Origin of the sequence: Nocardia neocaledoniensis, assembly GCF_003182135.1 — a bacterium.
GTDB lineage: Bacteria > Actinomycetota > Actinomycetes > Mycobacteriales > Mycobacteriaceae > Nocardia > Nocardia neocaledoniensis.
Genome location: NZ_QGTL01000002.1, coordinates 549,723 through 563,867 on the forward strand (window position 1 = coordinate 549,723; position 14,145 = coordinate 563,867).

At 68.4% G+C, this 14,145-nt stretch carries 15 protein-coding genes; 12 read left to right on the forward strand and 3 right to left on the reverse strand.

Annotation, left to right across the window (positions count from 1 at the left end; translation table 11 throughout):
* The first annotated feature begins 81 nt into the window (after nt 1-81).
* Nucleotides 82-663 carry a helix-turn-helix domain-containing protein gene (locus DFR69_RS06855; protein WP_110036564.1) on the forward strand — a complete coding sequence of 194 codons (582 nt, stop codon included), beginning with the start codon at nt 82-84 and terminating at the stop codon, nt 661-663.
* On the opposite strand, the gene DFR69_RS06860 is transcribed toward DFR69_RS06855, so the two are convergent.
* Nucleotides 664-1,359: an alpha/beta fold hydrolase gene (locus tag DFR69_RS06860; protein WP_110036565.1), complete on the reverse strand. Its 696-nt coding sequence runs from the start codon at nt 1,357-1,359 to the stop codon at nt 664-666. It lies immediately after the preceding gene.
* Nucleotides 1,360-1,385: 26 nt separating this feature from the next.
* Nucleotides 1,386-2,021 carry a TetR/AcrR family transcriptional regulator gene (locus DFR69_RS06865; protein WP_110036566.1) on the reverse strand — a complete coding sequence of 212 codons (636 nt, stop codon included), beginning with the start codon at nt 2,019-2,021 and terminating at the stop codon, nt 1,386-1,388.
* Nucleotides 2,022-2,089: 68 nt separating this feature from the next.
* On the opposite strand from DFR69_RS06865, the gene DFR69_RS06870 reads away from it, so the two are divergent.
* The 10 genes from DFR69_RS06870 (at nt 2,090) to DFR69_RS06915 (ending at nt 11,481) form a co-directional block, all read left to right on the forward strand.
* A complete protein-coding gene (locus DFR69_RS06870; protein WP_110036567.1) occupies nt 2,090-3,631 on the forward strand; it encodes a flavin-containing monooxygenase in 1,542 nt (513 codons plus the stop codon).
* Entirely contained in the window at nt 3,628-4,461 is an 834-nt protein-coding gene (locus DFR69_RS06875) for an SDR family NAD(P)-dependent oxidoreductase (protein WP_110036568.1), read from the forward strand. The genes DFR69_RS06870 and DFR69_RS06875 overlap by 4 nt, the downstream gene beginning before the upstream one ends.
* Nucleotides 4,462-4,474: 13 nt before the next feature.
* The gene (locus tag DFR69_RS06880; protein ID WP_110036569.1) at nt 4,475-5,428 is read left to right on the forward strand and encodes an alpha/beta hydrolase; all 954 of its coding nucleotides are present in this window, start codon (nt 4,475-4,477) and stop codon (nt 5,426-5,428) included.
* Nucleotides 5,429-5,520: 92 nt separating this feature from the next.
* Nucleotides 5,521-7,314, forward strand: coding sequence for an AMP-dependent synthetase/ligase (locus DFR69_RS06885; protein WP_110036570.1), 1,794 nt, complete (start codon nt 5,521-5,523; stop codon nt 7,312-7,314).
* A gap of 118 nt (nt 7,315-7,432) precedes the next feature.
* Nucleotides 7,433-7,672 carry a FitA-like ribbon-helix-helix domain-containing protein gene (locus DFR69_RS06890; RefSeq protein ID WP_110036571.1) on the forward strand — a complete coding sequence of 80 codons (240 nt, stop codon included), beginning with the start codon at nt 7,433-7,435 and terminating at the stop codon, nt 7,670-7,672.
* The gene (locus tag DFR69_RS06895) at nt 7,662-8,069 is read left to right on the forward strand and encodes a type II toxin-antitoxin system VapC family toxin (protein WP_110036572.1); all 408 of its coding nucleotides are present in this window, start codon (nt 7,662-7,664) and stop codon (nt 8,067-8,069) included. Before DFR69_RS06890 ends, DFR69_RS06895 begins: the two co-directional genes overlap by 11 nt.
* Before the next feature lie 259 nt (nt 8,070-8,328).
* Complete coding sequence (locus tag DFR69_RS06900; protein WP_146229211.1) at nt 8,329-8,892, forward strand: DUF3558 domain-containing protein; 564 nt, start codon at nt 8,329-8,331, stop codon at nt 8,890-8,892.
* Between the two features lie 17 nt (nt 8,893-8,909).
* Nucleotides 8,910-9,302: a hypothetical protein gene (locus tag DFR69_RS06905; RefSeq protein WP_110036574.1), complete on the forward strand. Its 393-nt coding sequence runs from the start codon at nt 8,910-8,912 to the stop codon at nt 9,300-9,302.
* Between the two features lie 35 nt (nt 9,303-9,337).
* A complete protein-coding gene (locus DFR69_RS06910; RefSeq protein ID WP_167456176.1) occupies nt 9,338-10,702 on the forward strand; it encodes a PPE domain-containing protein in 1,365 nt (454 codons plus the stop codon).
* Nucleotides 10,699-11,481, forward strand: coding sequence for an ESX secretion-associated protein EspG (locus DFR69_RS06915; RefSeq protein ID WP_244198123.1), 783 nt, complete (start codon nt 10,699-10,701; stop codon nt 11,479-11,481). The genes DFR69_RS06910 and DFR69_RS06915 overlap by 4 nt, the downstream gene beginning before the upstream one ends.
* A 253-nt stretch (nt 11,482-11,734) precedes the next feature.
* On the opposite strand, the gene DFR69_RS06920 is transcribed toward DFR69_RS06915, so the two are convergent.
* Nucleotides 11,735-12,187, reverse strand: coding sequence for a hypothetical protein (locus DFR69_RS06920; protein WP_110036576.1), 453 nt, complete (start codon nt 12,185-12,187; stop codon nt 11,735-11,737).
* 118 nt (nt 12,188-12,305) lie between these two features.
* Here DFR69_RS06920 and DFR69_RS06925 point away from each other — a divergent pair, with 118 nt between their 5' ends.
* Nucleotides 12,306-14,099: a molybdopterin-dependent oxidoreductase gene (locus tag DFR69_RS06925; protein ID WP_110036577.1), complete on the forward strand. Its 1,794-nt coding sequence runs from the start codon at nt 12,306-12,308 to the stop codon at nt 14,097-14,099.
* Nucleotides 14,100-14,145 lie beyond the last annotated feature (46 nt).

Sequence of the window (14,145 nt, forward strand, 5' to 3'; positions counted from 1 at the left end):
CTCGACCTCCTTCGCGCTCCACCTTGCGCCCACACCGCCGACACTGGCAACAATTGTTGCCGTTATGGCAAACTAATCCGCATGGACGACCTCGATCAAGCCCTCGACGCGGTCGGCCCCCGGCTGCGCACGCTGCGCAAACAGCGGCAGACCACCCTGGCCGACCTGGCTGCCGAGACCGGCATCTCGGTGAGCACCCTCTCGCGCCTGGAGTCCGGCGACCGCAAACCCACCCTGGAGCTGCTGCTCCCGCTGGCCAAGGCGCACGGCGTGACCCTCGACGAACTCGTCGACGCCCCGCAGACCGGCGACCCCCGCATCCACCTGCGCCCGGTCACCCGCTTCGGCATGACCATGCTCCCGCTCACCAAGCGCGCGGGCGGCATCCAGGCCTTCAAGATGATCATCGCCCCCAACACCCGCACCACCCCGGAACCGAAGGTGCACGAGGGCTACGAATGGCTCTACGTCCTCAACGGCCGCCTGCGCCTGGTCCTCGGCGACAACGACATCGTCCTCACCCCGGGCGAAGCCGCCGAATTCGACACCCACGTCCCGCACTGGTTCGGCACCGCCGACGACAACCCCGTCGAATTCCTCAGCCTCTTCGGCAAACAGGGCGAACGAGCCCACCTCCGCGCCCGACCCAAAGGCTCCGACTGATCAGCCCCGCGGCAGCCACCCGACGATGACCTCGGCGAGTTCGCCGGGGCGCTCCCTGGCCACGAGATGACCGGCGCCGGCGATCCGGTGGACGTCGGCATGCGGCACCAGGCGCACGAACTCGTCGACGTAGTCCTCGGTGACCGGCGTCCGCTCACCGGCTCGCACGAGCAGTACGGGCACTTCCAGCGCCACGGCAGCCTGTTCGAGCTGAGGAATCCGATCGAGAACGTCCTCGACGATCTCGACATACGAACCGAAATCCGGTGCACCGGAAAGAAACTCGCGGACGCGAACGGGATCCATGGTCGGCACGACGTCCACCAGCACCAGACCGGCGACCCGCGCGCGCACCTCGGCATCGGCAAGGGCGGCGAGCGCGGCCAGCCCGCCCAGCGAGGCGCCGACGACGACACAGCCGGGCGGTTCGTCGCGAATCATCGCAGCGATGTCGGCCGCGCAGGTCGTCACCGACCGCGCGGAACCACCACTCTGTCCGTGCCCGCGCAGATCGAAGGCGATACATCGAAAGCCCTCCGCGGCCAGACGATCGACCACCGGCTCCCATACCTGCCGTCGCTCGCCACCGGCGTGTAGCAGCAGGACGTTCGGCCCCGCGCCGCGCACCTGCCCCCGCAGCGTCGCACCATCGGGGCGATCGAGCTGTCGCCCGTGGGGAGTCCCCGGGTCATTCATGCGAGACCTCGGACCACCGGACGGTCTCAGCCCTGCAGGGCGGCGATCAGGGCCGGGCTCAGGGCCAGGGCTGGTAGCGACTCCACCAGCAGGTCCACCAATTGTTCACGGGTGATGGGCTTTTCGATCATCCAGGTGAGGATGGTCTCCTCGACGAAGGCGATCCAGCCGCGGACCGTCAGGGTCAGGCGGGCCAGATCGGGGTCGTCGGGGGGCAGGGGGAGTTCGCTGACGATGAGATCGGCGATGGCGCCGCGGGTTTCGTCGACGTAGCCGACCACGGCGGGCGCCACGCTGGCCGGGCCGCGCAGCACCGCGCGGTAGGAGGCCGAGTGTTCGGTCGCGTAGTCGACGAAGCGCTCGATCGAGTCGCGCAGCATGTCGAACAGCGAGAGTTCGCGGTTGGGTGTGACGGCGGCGAAGAACTCCGCGCTCACGTGCCGGGCGATCGCCTCGTGGAACTCCTGCTTGGAGGCGAAGTAGTGGAACAGCAATCCCCGCGAGATGCCTGCCTGCTTGGCGATGTCGTCGACCGCGATGTCCTCGAGCGATCGCTCGGCCAGCATCGCGGCACCGAGGGTGATCAGCTGCAGCCGCCGCTCCTCGGGGCTGAGCCGGACCCGCTTGGTCGCTCCCGAACTCCTGATACTCACATCCACCATCCTAGCCACTACTGAACTGTGCTCAATAGCTGTTGACTCGGGCTCAATAGGGACGTAGGCTGGATTACATGAGTCGCAAGGTTACAGACAAAGCTGTCGACAACCGCGCCGCGCGCCACTTCGAGACGATCATCGTCGGCAGCGGTTTCGCGGGCCTAGGTATGGCGATCCGCCTGCATCAGCAGGGTCGCGATGATTTCCTCGTCCTCGAACGCGGCAGCGATGTCGGCGGCACCTGGCGGGACAACACCTACCCCGGCGCCGCCTGCGACGTGCCCTCGCACCTGTACTCGTACTCCTTCGCACTGAACCCGGACTGGTCGCGCTCGTTCTCCAAGCAGGGCGAGATCCAGGCCTACATCCGCAAGGTCGCCGAGCAGAACGACGTGCTCGACAAGCACCTGTTCGACTGCGACGTGCTCGGCATGCGCTGGAACGCCGAGACCAACCGCTGGGACATCACCACCAGCAAGGGCGACTTCACCGCCCACACCGTCGTCTCCGCCGTCGGCGCGCTGTGTGAGCCCTCGCTGCCCGACATCAAGGGCATCAACGACTTCGAAGGTGACATCTTCCACTCGGCCCGTTGGGACCACGATGTCGAGCTCGCCGGCAAGCGCGTCGCGGTGATCGGCACCGGCGCCTCGGCGATCCAGATCGTGCCCGCCATCGCGAGCAAGGTCGCCCACCTCGACCTGTACCAGCGCACCGCGCCCTGGCTGCTGCCCCGCATGGACCGCCCGTACCTGCTGCCAGAGCGCCTGGCGTTCAAGTACCTGCCCGGCGTGCAGCGCCTGTCCCGCGCGGCCATCTACGCCGCGCGCGAGACCCAGGTCGTCGGCCTGGCCAAGTACCCCGCGCTGATGAAGATCTTCGAGACCATCTCCCGCGGCAAGCTGCTGGCCGAGGTCCGCGACCCGGTCAAGCGCGCCAAGGTGACCCCGAACTACCGCATCGGCTGCAAGCGCATGCTGATCTCGAACGAGTACTACCCGGCGATCGACCGCGACAACGTCGACGTGATCACCGACGGGATCGCCGAGGTCAAGTCCGGCTCGATCGTGACCAAGGACGGCACCGAGCGCGAGATCGACGCGCTGATCGTGGCCACCGGCTTCCACGTCACCGACTCCCCCGCGTTCGAGACGATCGTCGGCCGCACCGGCCAGACGCTGTCCGAGCAGTTCGACGAGGTCGGCCAGCGCGGCTACAAGGGCTCGGCCATCGAGAACTTCCCGAACATGTTCTTCCTGCTCGGCCCCAATGTCGGCCTCGGCCACACCTCGATGGTGTTCATGATCGAATCGCAGATCAACTACATCGCCGACGCGCTGGCCACCATCGACGAGAAGAACCTGAAGACCGTCGAGGTCAGCCCCGAAGCGGTGCGCGTGTACAACCGCGAGCTGCAGGAGAAGATGGCGAGCAGCGTCTGGATGAACGGCGGCTGCGCCAGCTGGTACCTGGACAAGCACGGCAACAACACCACGCTGTGGCCGGACTTCACCTTCCAGTTCCGTAGGCTGACCAAGAATTTCGACGTCGCGGCCTACAACACGACTTCCTCGACCGACTCCGACACCGAACTGAAAGTGGTGGCAGCACAGTGAGCAAAGATGCTTACTTCACGAACAAGGTCTGTGTGATCACGGGCGCCGGGTCCGGCATCGGCCGCGCGCTGGCCGAGAACCTGGCTCGTCGTGGCGCCAAGCTGGCGCTGTCCGACATCGACGCCGAGGGCCTGGCCGAGACCGTGCGCATCGTCGAGGGGCTCGGCGCGCAGGTGAAGGCGGATCGGCTCAACGTCGCCGAGCGCGAGGCGTTCCTGCTCTACGCCGACTCGGTGAAGGCGCATTTCGGTGTCGTGCACCAGATCTACAACAACGCTGGTATCGCGTACCACGGTGACGTCGTCAAGACCGATTTCAAAGACATCGAACGCATCATGGATGTCGACTTCTGGGGCGTCGTCAACGGCACCAAGGCGTTCCTGCCGATGCTGATCGAGTCCGGTGACGGCCACGTCGTCAACGTGTCGAGCCTGTTCGGCCTGGTCACCGTGCCCGGCCAGGCGGCCTACAACTCGGCCAAGTTCGCCGTGCGCGGCTTCACCGAGGCGCTGTACCAGGAGATGAAGATCTCCAAGGCGCCAGTCAAGGTGACCTGCGTGCACCCCGGCGGCATCAAGACCGCGGTGGCCCGCAACGCCACCTATGCCGAGGGCATCGACGGCGCCAACACCGCCTCGCTGTTCGACAAGTACCTGGCGATCCACAGCCCGGAGATGGCCGCGCAGACCATCACCGAGGGTGTGAGCAAGGGCCACGCGCGCGTGCTGATCGGCTGGGAGGCCAAGGTGCTCGACGTGAGCGTGCGCTTCCTCGCCTCGGGCTACAACCGGATCTCGGCCGTGGTCAACGGCCGCTTCATGCCGCACTGAGAATCGGAACGCCATGCGCGAGTTCAAGATTCCGCTGCCGATCGCCCGTGTGCTGCTCGACCCGATCTTCCGGGTCACGCTGAACGCGCGGCTGCCGGTGGCGGTGCAGCGCGCCCTGCTCGACGCGGCCTCCCTGATGCAGCTGGTGCCCGACGGTTCCGTCGTGCAACACCTGCAGCTGGGCGGCCGCCCGGCCGAGCGCGTCATCGCCGAGACGGCCATCCCCGGTTCGCGTACCGGGGCCGTGCCGCCGGAGCGCGCCGCGGGCGCGGTGCTGTACCTGCACGGCGGCGGCTACGTGGTCGGCTCGCTGACCACGCACCGGTCGCTGGTGGCCCGGCTGGCCAGGGAGACCGCCTGCGCGGTGTACTCGCTGGACTACCGGCTGGCGCCGGAGCATCCGTTCCCGGCCGGTCTCGACGACGCCGAGGCCGCGTTCCTGGATCTGGTGCGCAATGTCGGCTACCGGCCCGAGCAGATCAGCCTGGCCGGTGACTCGGCCGGCGGTGGGCTCGCGCTCGCGCTGGCCCAGCGCCTGATCGAACGGCACGCCATGACCCCGGCCGCGCTGGGCCTCATCGCGCCCTGGGTCGACCCGACGCAGGTGCCCGCGAAGTCGCGCGATCTGGTGATCAACCGGGCCTGGTCGCAGGCGTGTGCCGCGCACTACCTCGGCGACGCCGCCGCGACCGAGGCGGGCTACGCTCCGCTCACGGGAAACCTGATCGGGCTGCCTCCCACCTACGTGCAGGTCGATGTGAGCGAACTGTTACACGATCAGTGCCGACGGCTCGTCGCGGCGCTGCGCGGCGCCGGGGTGCACGTGCGCTTCACCGAGACCCGCGGCCTGTGGCATGTCGCGCAACTGCAAGCCGCGCTGGTCACCGAGGCCGCGCTGGCACTCAGCGAACTCGCGGAATTCCTGCGAGAAGCAATTCAGCCGGTATCGATCGACGATTTACGATAAGGCCTGGTGAAGGTCATTTCGGGCGGCGATATCGCGACCCGCGCGAACGTGTCGTAGATTACTGGCGAGTAGAACCCACTGGAAGGGCACTGATGCGAGAGTTCGAAGTTCCGGCTTCCTACACCATCCCGGACAACGCGAACAATTCCGACAACGTCTTCCGCTTCGGCGAGGAGTCACCGAACACGGTCTTGTTCAACGTCCCGAACGGCAGCGGCGGCTGGAACGACGTCACGGCGAAGGAGTTCGCGAAGGCCGTCACCGGCGTCGCCAAGGGCCTCATCGCCAGCGGCGTCGAGCTGGGCGACCGGGTCGCGATCATGGCGGCGACGCGGTACGAGTGGACGCTGCTCGACTTCGCGATCTGGGCCGCCGGTGGCGTCACCGTCGCGATCTACGACAGCTCGGCCGCCGAGCAGGCCAAGTGGATCCTGCAGGATTCCGAGACCAAGATCCTGGTCGTCGAGAACGACAAGCACCGCGCCACGATCGAGGAGATCGAGGCCGGTTCGCTGCCCGCGCTCACCGAGACCCTGCAGATCGACAAGGGCGCGATCGAGGAGATCACCAAGCGCGGCGCCGAGCTGGACGACTCGGTCGTGCACGATCGCCGCAAGCAGGTCGGCGCGGCCTCCCCGGCCACCCTGATCTACACCTCGGGCACCACCGGCAAGCCCAAGGGCGTGCAGCTCACCCACGCCAACCTGTGGGCCGAGTCGCGCTCGGGCGGCATCGAGCTGTCGGCGTTCGTCACCGAGGGCCAGAAGACCCTGCTGTTCCTGCCGCTGGCGCACGTGTTCGCCCGCGCGGTGGCGCTGATCGCCTTCGATTCCAAGGTGACCATCCGCCACTCCTCGGACTGGACGACCCTGGTCGAGCAGTTCGGTGAGTTCAAGCCGGACTTCATCCTCTCGGTGCCCCGCGTGTTCGAGAAGGTGTTCAACTCCGCCAAGCAGAAGGCGCACGACGGCGGCAAGGGCAAGATCTTCGACGCCGCGGCCGAGACCGCCATCGCCTACAGCGAGGCGCTCGAAAAGGGCGGACCGGATCTGATCCTGAAGCTCAAGCACTTCGTGTTCGACAAGCTGGTCTACAGCAAGCTGCGCGCCGCCCTCGGTGGGCAGTGCCTGGCCGCCGTGTCCGGTGGCGGCCCCCTGGGCGCGCGCCTTGGCCACTTCTTCCGTGGCGTCGGCGTCACCATCTACGAGGGCTACGGCCTGACCGAGACCACCGCCGCGTTCAGCGTGAACACCCCCCAGCACATCCGGGTGGGTTCGGTGGGTCGCCCGATCCAGGGCCACGCCGCCAAGATCGCCGACGACGGCGAGCTGCTGCTCAAGGGCTCGGTCGTGTTCGGCGGCTACTGGGGCAACGACGAGGCCACCAGCGAGGCGTTCGAGGACGGGTGGTTCAAGACCGGCGACCTCGGTGCCATCGACGCCGACGGCTTCATCACCATCACCGGCCGCAAGAAGGAAATCCTGGTCACCGCGGGCGGCAAGAACGTCTCCCCCGCCGTGCTCGAGGACTCCCTGCGCGCGCACCCGCTGATCAGCCAGGTCATGGTGGTCGGTGACGGCCAGCCGTTCATCGGCGCGCTCATCACCCTCGACCCGGAGGCGCTGCCGGGTTGGAAGGAGCGCAACGGCGTCCCCGCCGACACCGCGATCGAGAACCTGATCGAGAACCCGGCGCTGGTCGCCGAGGTGCAGGCCGCGGTCGACGAGACCAACAAGAAGGTCTCCAAGGCCGAGGCCATCAAGAAGATCCGCATCCTCCCGGTCGACTGGACCCAGGAGGGCGGCGAGCTCACCCCGAAGATGTCGCTCAAGCGCGCCGTCGTCATGAAGCAGTACGCGTCCGAGGTCGACAAGATCTACAGCTGATCGTCTGCTGAACTTCCGGAAGGCCGGTCGCGTGCGAACGCGACCGGCCTTCCGGCCGTTCGGAGCCCGTTCAGGATTGAACGCTACACACACGCCAATTCAGCGCTATTATGGCGCTATGGCCACCATCCAGATCCGGGACATCCCCGAGGAAGCCGCCGAAGTCTTCCGCCGGCGCGCCGAGGAGGCCGGGATGTCACTGCAGGCGTACATGCGCCGCGAGTTGATCGCCGCCGCACGCCGTCGCACCAAGGCCGAAGCGATGGCGGCGATCAGGGAATCGCTGGCGAACTCCGAAAGTCCAGGAGCCACGAACGAATCCATCCTCGACGCGCTGGCGGACGCCCGTGGCGAGTGAGGAGTTCGTTGTCGACGCCTCCGCCGCACTGACGGCACTCATTCGCAAGGACGCCGTCGGCACAGCAGTCGGCCGACTGCTCGAGGCCACCGTCTGCCACGCGCCCCATCTCATCGATGCCGAGGTGGGAAACGTGCTGCGCCGCCACGAACGCGGAGGACTGATCACCGCGGGCGAGGCAGCGTTGGGCCTACGGATGGTCACCACCGTCGTCGACAACCGCTATGCGCAGCACGGCTGGCTGGCCGAACACGCGTGGGAACTGCGCCACAGCATCTCCTTCTATGACGGCCTCTATGCCGCGCTGGCCGCCCGCCTCGACATCCCACTGCTGACCGCCGACGCGAAACTCGCCAAGTCCCACGGGCTTCCGTGCCGCGTCGAACTGATCAGCTGACGTTCCTCGCCCCAACCCGATCGGAGCCATCGGCGCCCTGCCGGAGCACAGTCCGACCTCCGACATCTGCGGATGTTCACCGAGGACGACGGTGACCAGCCGCTATCGGCTTCGGGGTCGACGGTCGCTTACGTGAGCCAGGCAGCGGGGCTTATAGGGTGTTACGCGCGGGGCGGGACTCGAGGGAACCGATCGGGCCGGTGGCGCGTCCAAACAGATAGCGGTGGGGTTTCCGCCGGAGTTGTCAGGTAGGAGAGCTGTGCGCAACGTTGCGGTGATGCGGGTCGTGGTCGGCGGGATGGTCGGGGTGGCGGTTCTCGCGGGGTGTTCGGGGAATGAGGGGGGTGGGTCGGGGGCGACCACTTCGGCGAATGCTGCCGGCGACAATCTGTTCAATCCGTGCCGGGGGGCGATGAGTGATGCCGCTCTGCGCGAGGCAGGCCTCGATCCGGCGACGCTGCACGTCGTGACCGATCCCCCCACAGGGGCGTCTGCCTGGCGGGTATGCACTTGGCGACCCCTTGATGACCGCTACGGGTCGGGGCGGCGCACCATCGGCATTGCTTCGACCAGGTTCACGCTCGATGATCTTCGCAAGAAGGAAGACGCCACGGTACTTCGTGCCACCACCGTCAACTCACGGCCTGGACTGGTGTCGCAGCAGAACAGAGACGTTGATTCGTGCTACGTGTCCTTCTCCGCCGAGCAAGGAATGTTCGAGATCCGCTCCTCTTGGCTCAGTACCGAAGGACCGCGGGTAGGGGACCTGTGCACCATGGCCCAGCAGTATGCCGAGGCGCTCGAACCGGACCTGCCGAAGTAACCGAAGGGGGATCAACGATGACTCAGGACCAGGCCGCCTACTGGCGCCAGATGAAACAGCAAGCGATCAACGGCGAGTTCAAGATCGACGAGGACCTCGGCAAGTCCATCGCCGACGTCGCCAGCCAATACATCACTGACCTAGAAATACTCCGAGACGACGCGCGATTCCTCGACCGTCTGTCCGGCTGGGGCGGACTGCCCTCTGCCAAAGACCTGCGAGCAAAGTACGAGAAGAAGGCCGTGGCAGGTGGTCCCGACGGCGCCGACGACTCCGCCGTCGCCCGCATCGACCAGCACATCGCCATCGCCCGCGATCAGCGCGACACCTTCCTCGCCGCTATCGGCAAATTGCAGGCCGTCGACCAGCAGACCGCGGGTGCGCTCGGCACGACCGGGGCGGCGATCTGATGGGCTGGGACGACGTCGGAAGCTTTCTTGGAGCGGTGGTCGTCTCACCCCTCGAGGCGGTCAGCACCACCGTCGCCACCATCGGCACCGCCACCATCTTCAACCAGATCGAATCCCACGATGCCGCCACCGAGCGCGGCAAGCTCGTCGATCAGGGCAAGCAGCAGTGGGAGGGCGACCGCGGCATCATCAGCGACGAGTGGGCACGGCTCTCCAACGGCGCGGCCTTGACCAGGGCCAAGACCGCCATCGAGAAACCGGAAGCGTTCAGTTCGTGGACGCACCAGCAGATCTGGGACGCGCTCAACGCGGGTGCCGACGGCGCCGTTGACGCCGATCAGGTCAATGCCGGAGCCGACGGCTGGCGCAGGCTCACCACCGGTCTGGAAACCGCCGTGACGACGTACCGCAGCAAGTTCGACGCGGTGGTGGCGGAGAAGTGGTCCGGCCAGTCCGGGAACGCGGCCATCGAGGCGATCCGCACGTACACGACCGAGGCGACGCAGTTGTCGACCAGTTTCCAGATGGTCGCCAACGGGATCGACTGGATGCAGGGTCTGTTGGGGCAGGCGAAGATCACCATCCCGGAGCCGGAAGACCTGTCCCTCGCCGACGATTGGCTCTCCCACATGCCCGGCAACGGTGTACTCAAGATGGCGAGTCACCGCGCCAACGAAGCCGAGGCCTCCGCGCAGCTGTTCATGATCGGCACCTATCAGCCGGGCGCCACGACCGTCGACGGCCAGACCCCGGTGCTGCCAACGCCGAAGAACGGCATGACCGATCCCGGGGGCGACGGCAACCCCAACAACGGCGACAACACCAACAACGGTGGCGGCAACCCCAACACGAACAATCCGTCGACTGATCCCGCTGCGACGCAACAGAACCCGGCGACCACCGATCAACCCACCAACACCGACGACACCACCGAGGACGACAGCACCGACGACGACACGACCGACGACGACACCGACACCACGCCGACGACCACCGACGACGGGTCCACGGCGCCCGCGTCGACGGCGGATCCGACCGGGTCCAAGCTCGGCGACGGCACGCCGGGAACCGGCTCGCCCGGCGGCGGTTCACCCGGCGGCGGCTCGGGTGGCGGTTCGCCCGGTGGTGGGGCGGCCGGGGTGCCGGGAGCCGGCACCTCGCGCCCGGGGACCACGGGCGGTGGCGCGGCGCAGGCAGCCGGGGTGCGCGCGGGCACGGGCACTGCGGGCGCGCGCGGCATGTCGGGGATGCCCGGCATGATGGGCGGCGCCGGTCGTGGCGCCAAGGGAGACGACGACGATGAGCACACCTCGCCCGACTACCTGATCCAGGATCGGGAGAGCGAGCTGATCGGCACGTTGCCGCCGACGCTACCGCCGGGCGGAGTGATCGGCGCGTGAACCAACCACCGACGACGGCGGGTTGGCGGCTGTCCCCCGCCGAATTCGCCCTCACGCTGGAGGGCAACGGTCGCGATCGCATCCCGTATCCCCTGCGCCGCAGGCCCGAGTTCGCCGAATCGCTCGAGGTTCTCGGTGAGCGGCGCCGAGCCACTGCCCTGCGGATGCGTGAGATCTACGACCAGGACCTGCACCGCGTGTTCGAGGTCCTGCTCGAGCCGCGGGTCCGCGTCGAGATCGAGGGCTTCACCGGGCCCGGCCAGACCGAGGCTGTCCGCATCTACGCCGGAATCAGCGGCGCCGAGGCGACTCTCGCCGTCCAGGCGCCGGGGGCCACGCGAGAGGACGGCGGCGACATCACGCTCACGCGCCTGCCCGCGAGTGCCGTCGCGGCGCAGATCGTCGCCACGCTGCCCCAGGTCGTCGGCGGGAGCCTGCCGCGTTTCGAAGGGCGTCGCGCCGATCTCGACGCGCCCGTCTACGCCAGGAACCCCACCCGGCTGTCACCGATCGAACAACTGCAGAAGTTCTTCCGCCGTCCCCGCAGCGGCACGGGCGAGATCACGGTCTACCCGGGCTTCGCGCTCGACGCCCGCCCGACCGACGACGGCTCGGCCTTCCTCTGGCTGGACTACCCGGACGACGGCCGCTACCTGATGCAGTACCACGACGCCGACAGCTTCACCGTCATCCCCGGCCCGCCCGCCGAGATCACCCGCCGCCTGCAGACCAGGATCGACACCATGGCTCGGCGCGCCGACCATGCGGGAGCCTCCTGAGCATCGAAACACGCTCTCCGGCAGCATTTTTCGGACGATGACTCGATCTGACCGACGGCGGCGCGGCCTGCTGATCAGAGGACGGGCGTCTCAGCGGTTCCGCCGTTGCCCGTGGACGGTGCGCGCTCGGCGGTCGGCCCCAGGGAGACGGGGTCGCTGAACGAGGCGAGGGCGACCTCGTCCTTCGCCGGGGGCGTCGAGCGCACCAGCCGCGAGCGCTGCGGGGAGGTTGGCGGCGGTGATCCACGCCCGGTCAGCGGGGAGCGGCTCCGGCGCTCAGCTCGAAAGCCCGGCGCTGCCTGGCCGCGCGCAGGGCGCGGAGTCCGGCGATGCCGATGGCGAGGTCGGCGGCGATCTCGAACAGGGCGGCGAACCAGGAGAATCCGGTGACGCGGGCTTCGGGCGGGGCGGCGACGAAGCTGTCGCTGAGCGGGCCGAACCAGTCGGGGAGCACGTGCACGAGGGTGAAGCCGACCGCGCTGGCGAAGCCGACGATCGTCGCCGCGAGTGGGGCCTCCGGCCTGCGGCGGAACACCAGGAACACCGTGAGCAGGGCGAAGAGCAGTTGCAGGGTGCCGAGGGTGTTCACCAGGGCGGAGCTGACGCCCATGCCCCGTCGTAGATGATCGGCGCCGTGGACGAGCAGGGCGACGGCGAACACGCCGGTCGCGACCCGCAGGGTGGAATCGGTTGCTGTCTCGGTCATCGGTTTCTCCAGCCGAGTGGGATCAGTTCTACTACGCAGTGTAGTTTTCAGCCGCCCGTTCCCGCAGGCGTTCGGTTGTCACGAATCGGCGTCGGTCACGGCGACGTAGGCTCGGCGCATGGCGTTGTTGCGGGCGGTGGCCGGGATCGTGGCCGCCGCGATGGTTTTCGGAGTGGCGGAATTGGTCGCGGCCGTCGTCGGCGCGGAGAGCGCGCCCGCGTACGCGCTCGGGGCGACCGTCGTCGACCACACGCCCGACGGGCTCCGGGAATGGGCGATCCAGACCTTCGGGACCAACGACAAGGCCGTGCTGTTCGTCTGCATGGGTGTGGTGGCGATGATCGTCGCCGCGCTGGCCGGGGTGCTCGAGCGCCGCACCCGGCCGGTCGGATCCGCCCTCTTCGTCGTCTTCGGCCTGGTCGCCGCGATCATCGGGGCGGGACGGATCGGCGGGATCGGCGGCGCGCTGCCCGCTGTGATCGGCACCGCCGCGGGGGTTCTCGCGTTGCGCGGGCTCACGCATCGAATCGACGCCGCGCGTTCGGACCGGTCAGGTGATACCCGACCGGTCAGCCCTGGGCGAACCCGAACAACGACGGTCGATCGCGTGCAGGGCGGGGCAGACCCCGCCGACTCGGCGCCGCTCGCCGGCGCGGGGACGGTCAGACCGGATGACGCGCGGGCGGATACGGCCACTGACGCCGCGCACCCGACAGACACCGGCGACGTGGCAGGCCGACCGGACAGCCATGGACTGTCGCAGGCGAGCGACGAGCACGAGGCGAACCAGATAGACACCGCGGTGCCTGGACCGTCGGATCCCCCTCCCGTCGCGTCGAAAGGCACCGGTCGGCGGCGGGTACTCGGCGGGATCGCGGCCACCGGAGTGTTCGCGCTCGGCGCCGGGCTGGCGGGGCGGATGCTCGGCGGCGCGCGCACCGATGTGTCGGCCGAGCGGGCCACCGTCGACCTTCCCGGTCCCGCCGCGCCGCTCCCCGACCTGCCCCCGGAGGCCGACCTGCGTCTGCCCGAACTCACCCCGTATCTCACGCCGAACGACGACTTCTACCGGATCGACACCGCGCTGGTGGTTCCCAAGGTGTCCACCGAGTCGTGGTCGCTGCGGATCCACGGCCTCGTCGAACGCGAGATCGTGGTCGGCTGGGACGATCTCGCCCGGCGCACGCCGGTGGAGAAGCTGGTGACGCTGGCCTGCGTCTCCAATCCCGTCAACGGCGACCTGATCGGCAACGCCCGCTGGCTCGGCTACCGGCTCGACGAACTACTGGCCGAGGCGGGCCCGCTGCCCGAGGCCGACATGGTCCTGTCCCACAGTCACGACGGCTGGACCGCGGGCACGCCGCTCTCGGTGCTCACCGACGGCAGGGACGCGCTGCTCGCGATCGGCATGAACGGCGAACCGCTGCCCGTCCAGCACGGCTATCCGGCTCGGCTGGTGGTGCCCGGCCTCTACGGCTACGTGTCGGCCACCAAGTGGGTCACCGAACTCGAGGTCACCCGTTTCGACCGCGCGACCGCGTACTGGACCCGCCGCGGCTGGTCAGCGCTCGGCCCGATCAAGACCGGGACCCGCATCGACACCCCGCGCGGCCGCGGCCGGATCCCGCAGGGCCGCACCGTGATCGCCGGCGTGGCGTGGGCCCAGCACCGCGGCGTGACCGGCGTCGAGGTCCAGATCGACGACGGCGACTGGCAACCCGCCCGCCTGTCCACCGAGGTCTCCATCGACACCTGGCGTCAATGGGCCTTCGACTGGGACGCCACCCCAGGCCAGCACACCCTCCGTGCCCGCACCATCGACACCACCGGCCAACCCCAGACCGCCGTCGAACAGGACGTCATCCCCGACGGCGCCACCGGCTACCCCACCCTCACCATCCAGGTGCGGTAGCCGCTGTAGACGCCCCCGCGTGCTGGCAAGATGGTGCATGTTCGTG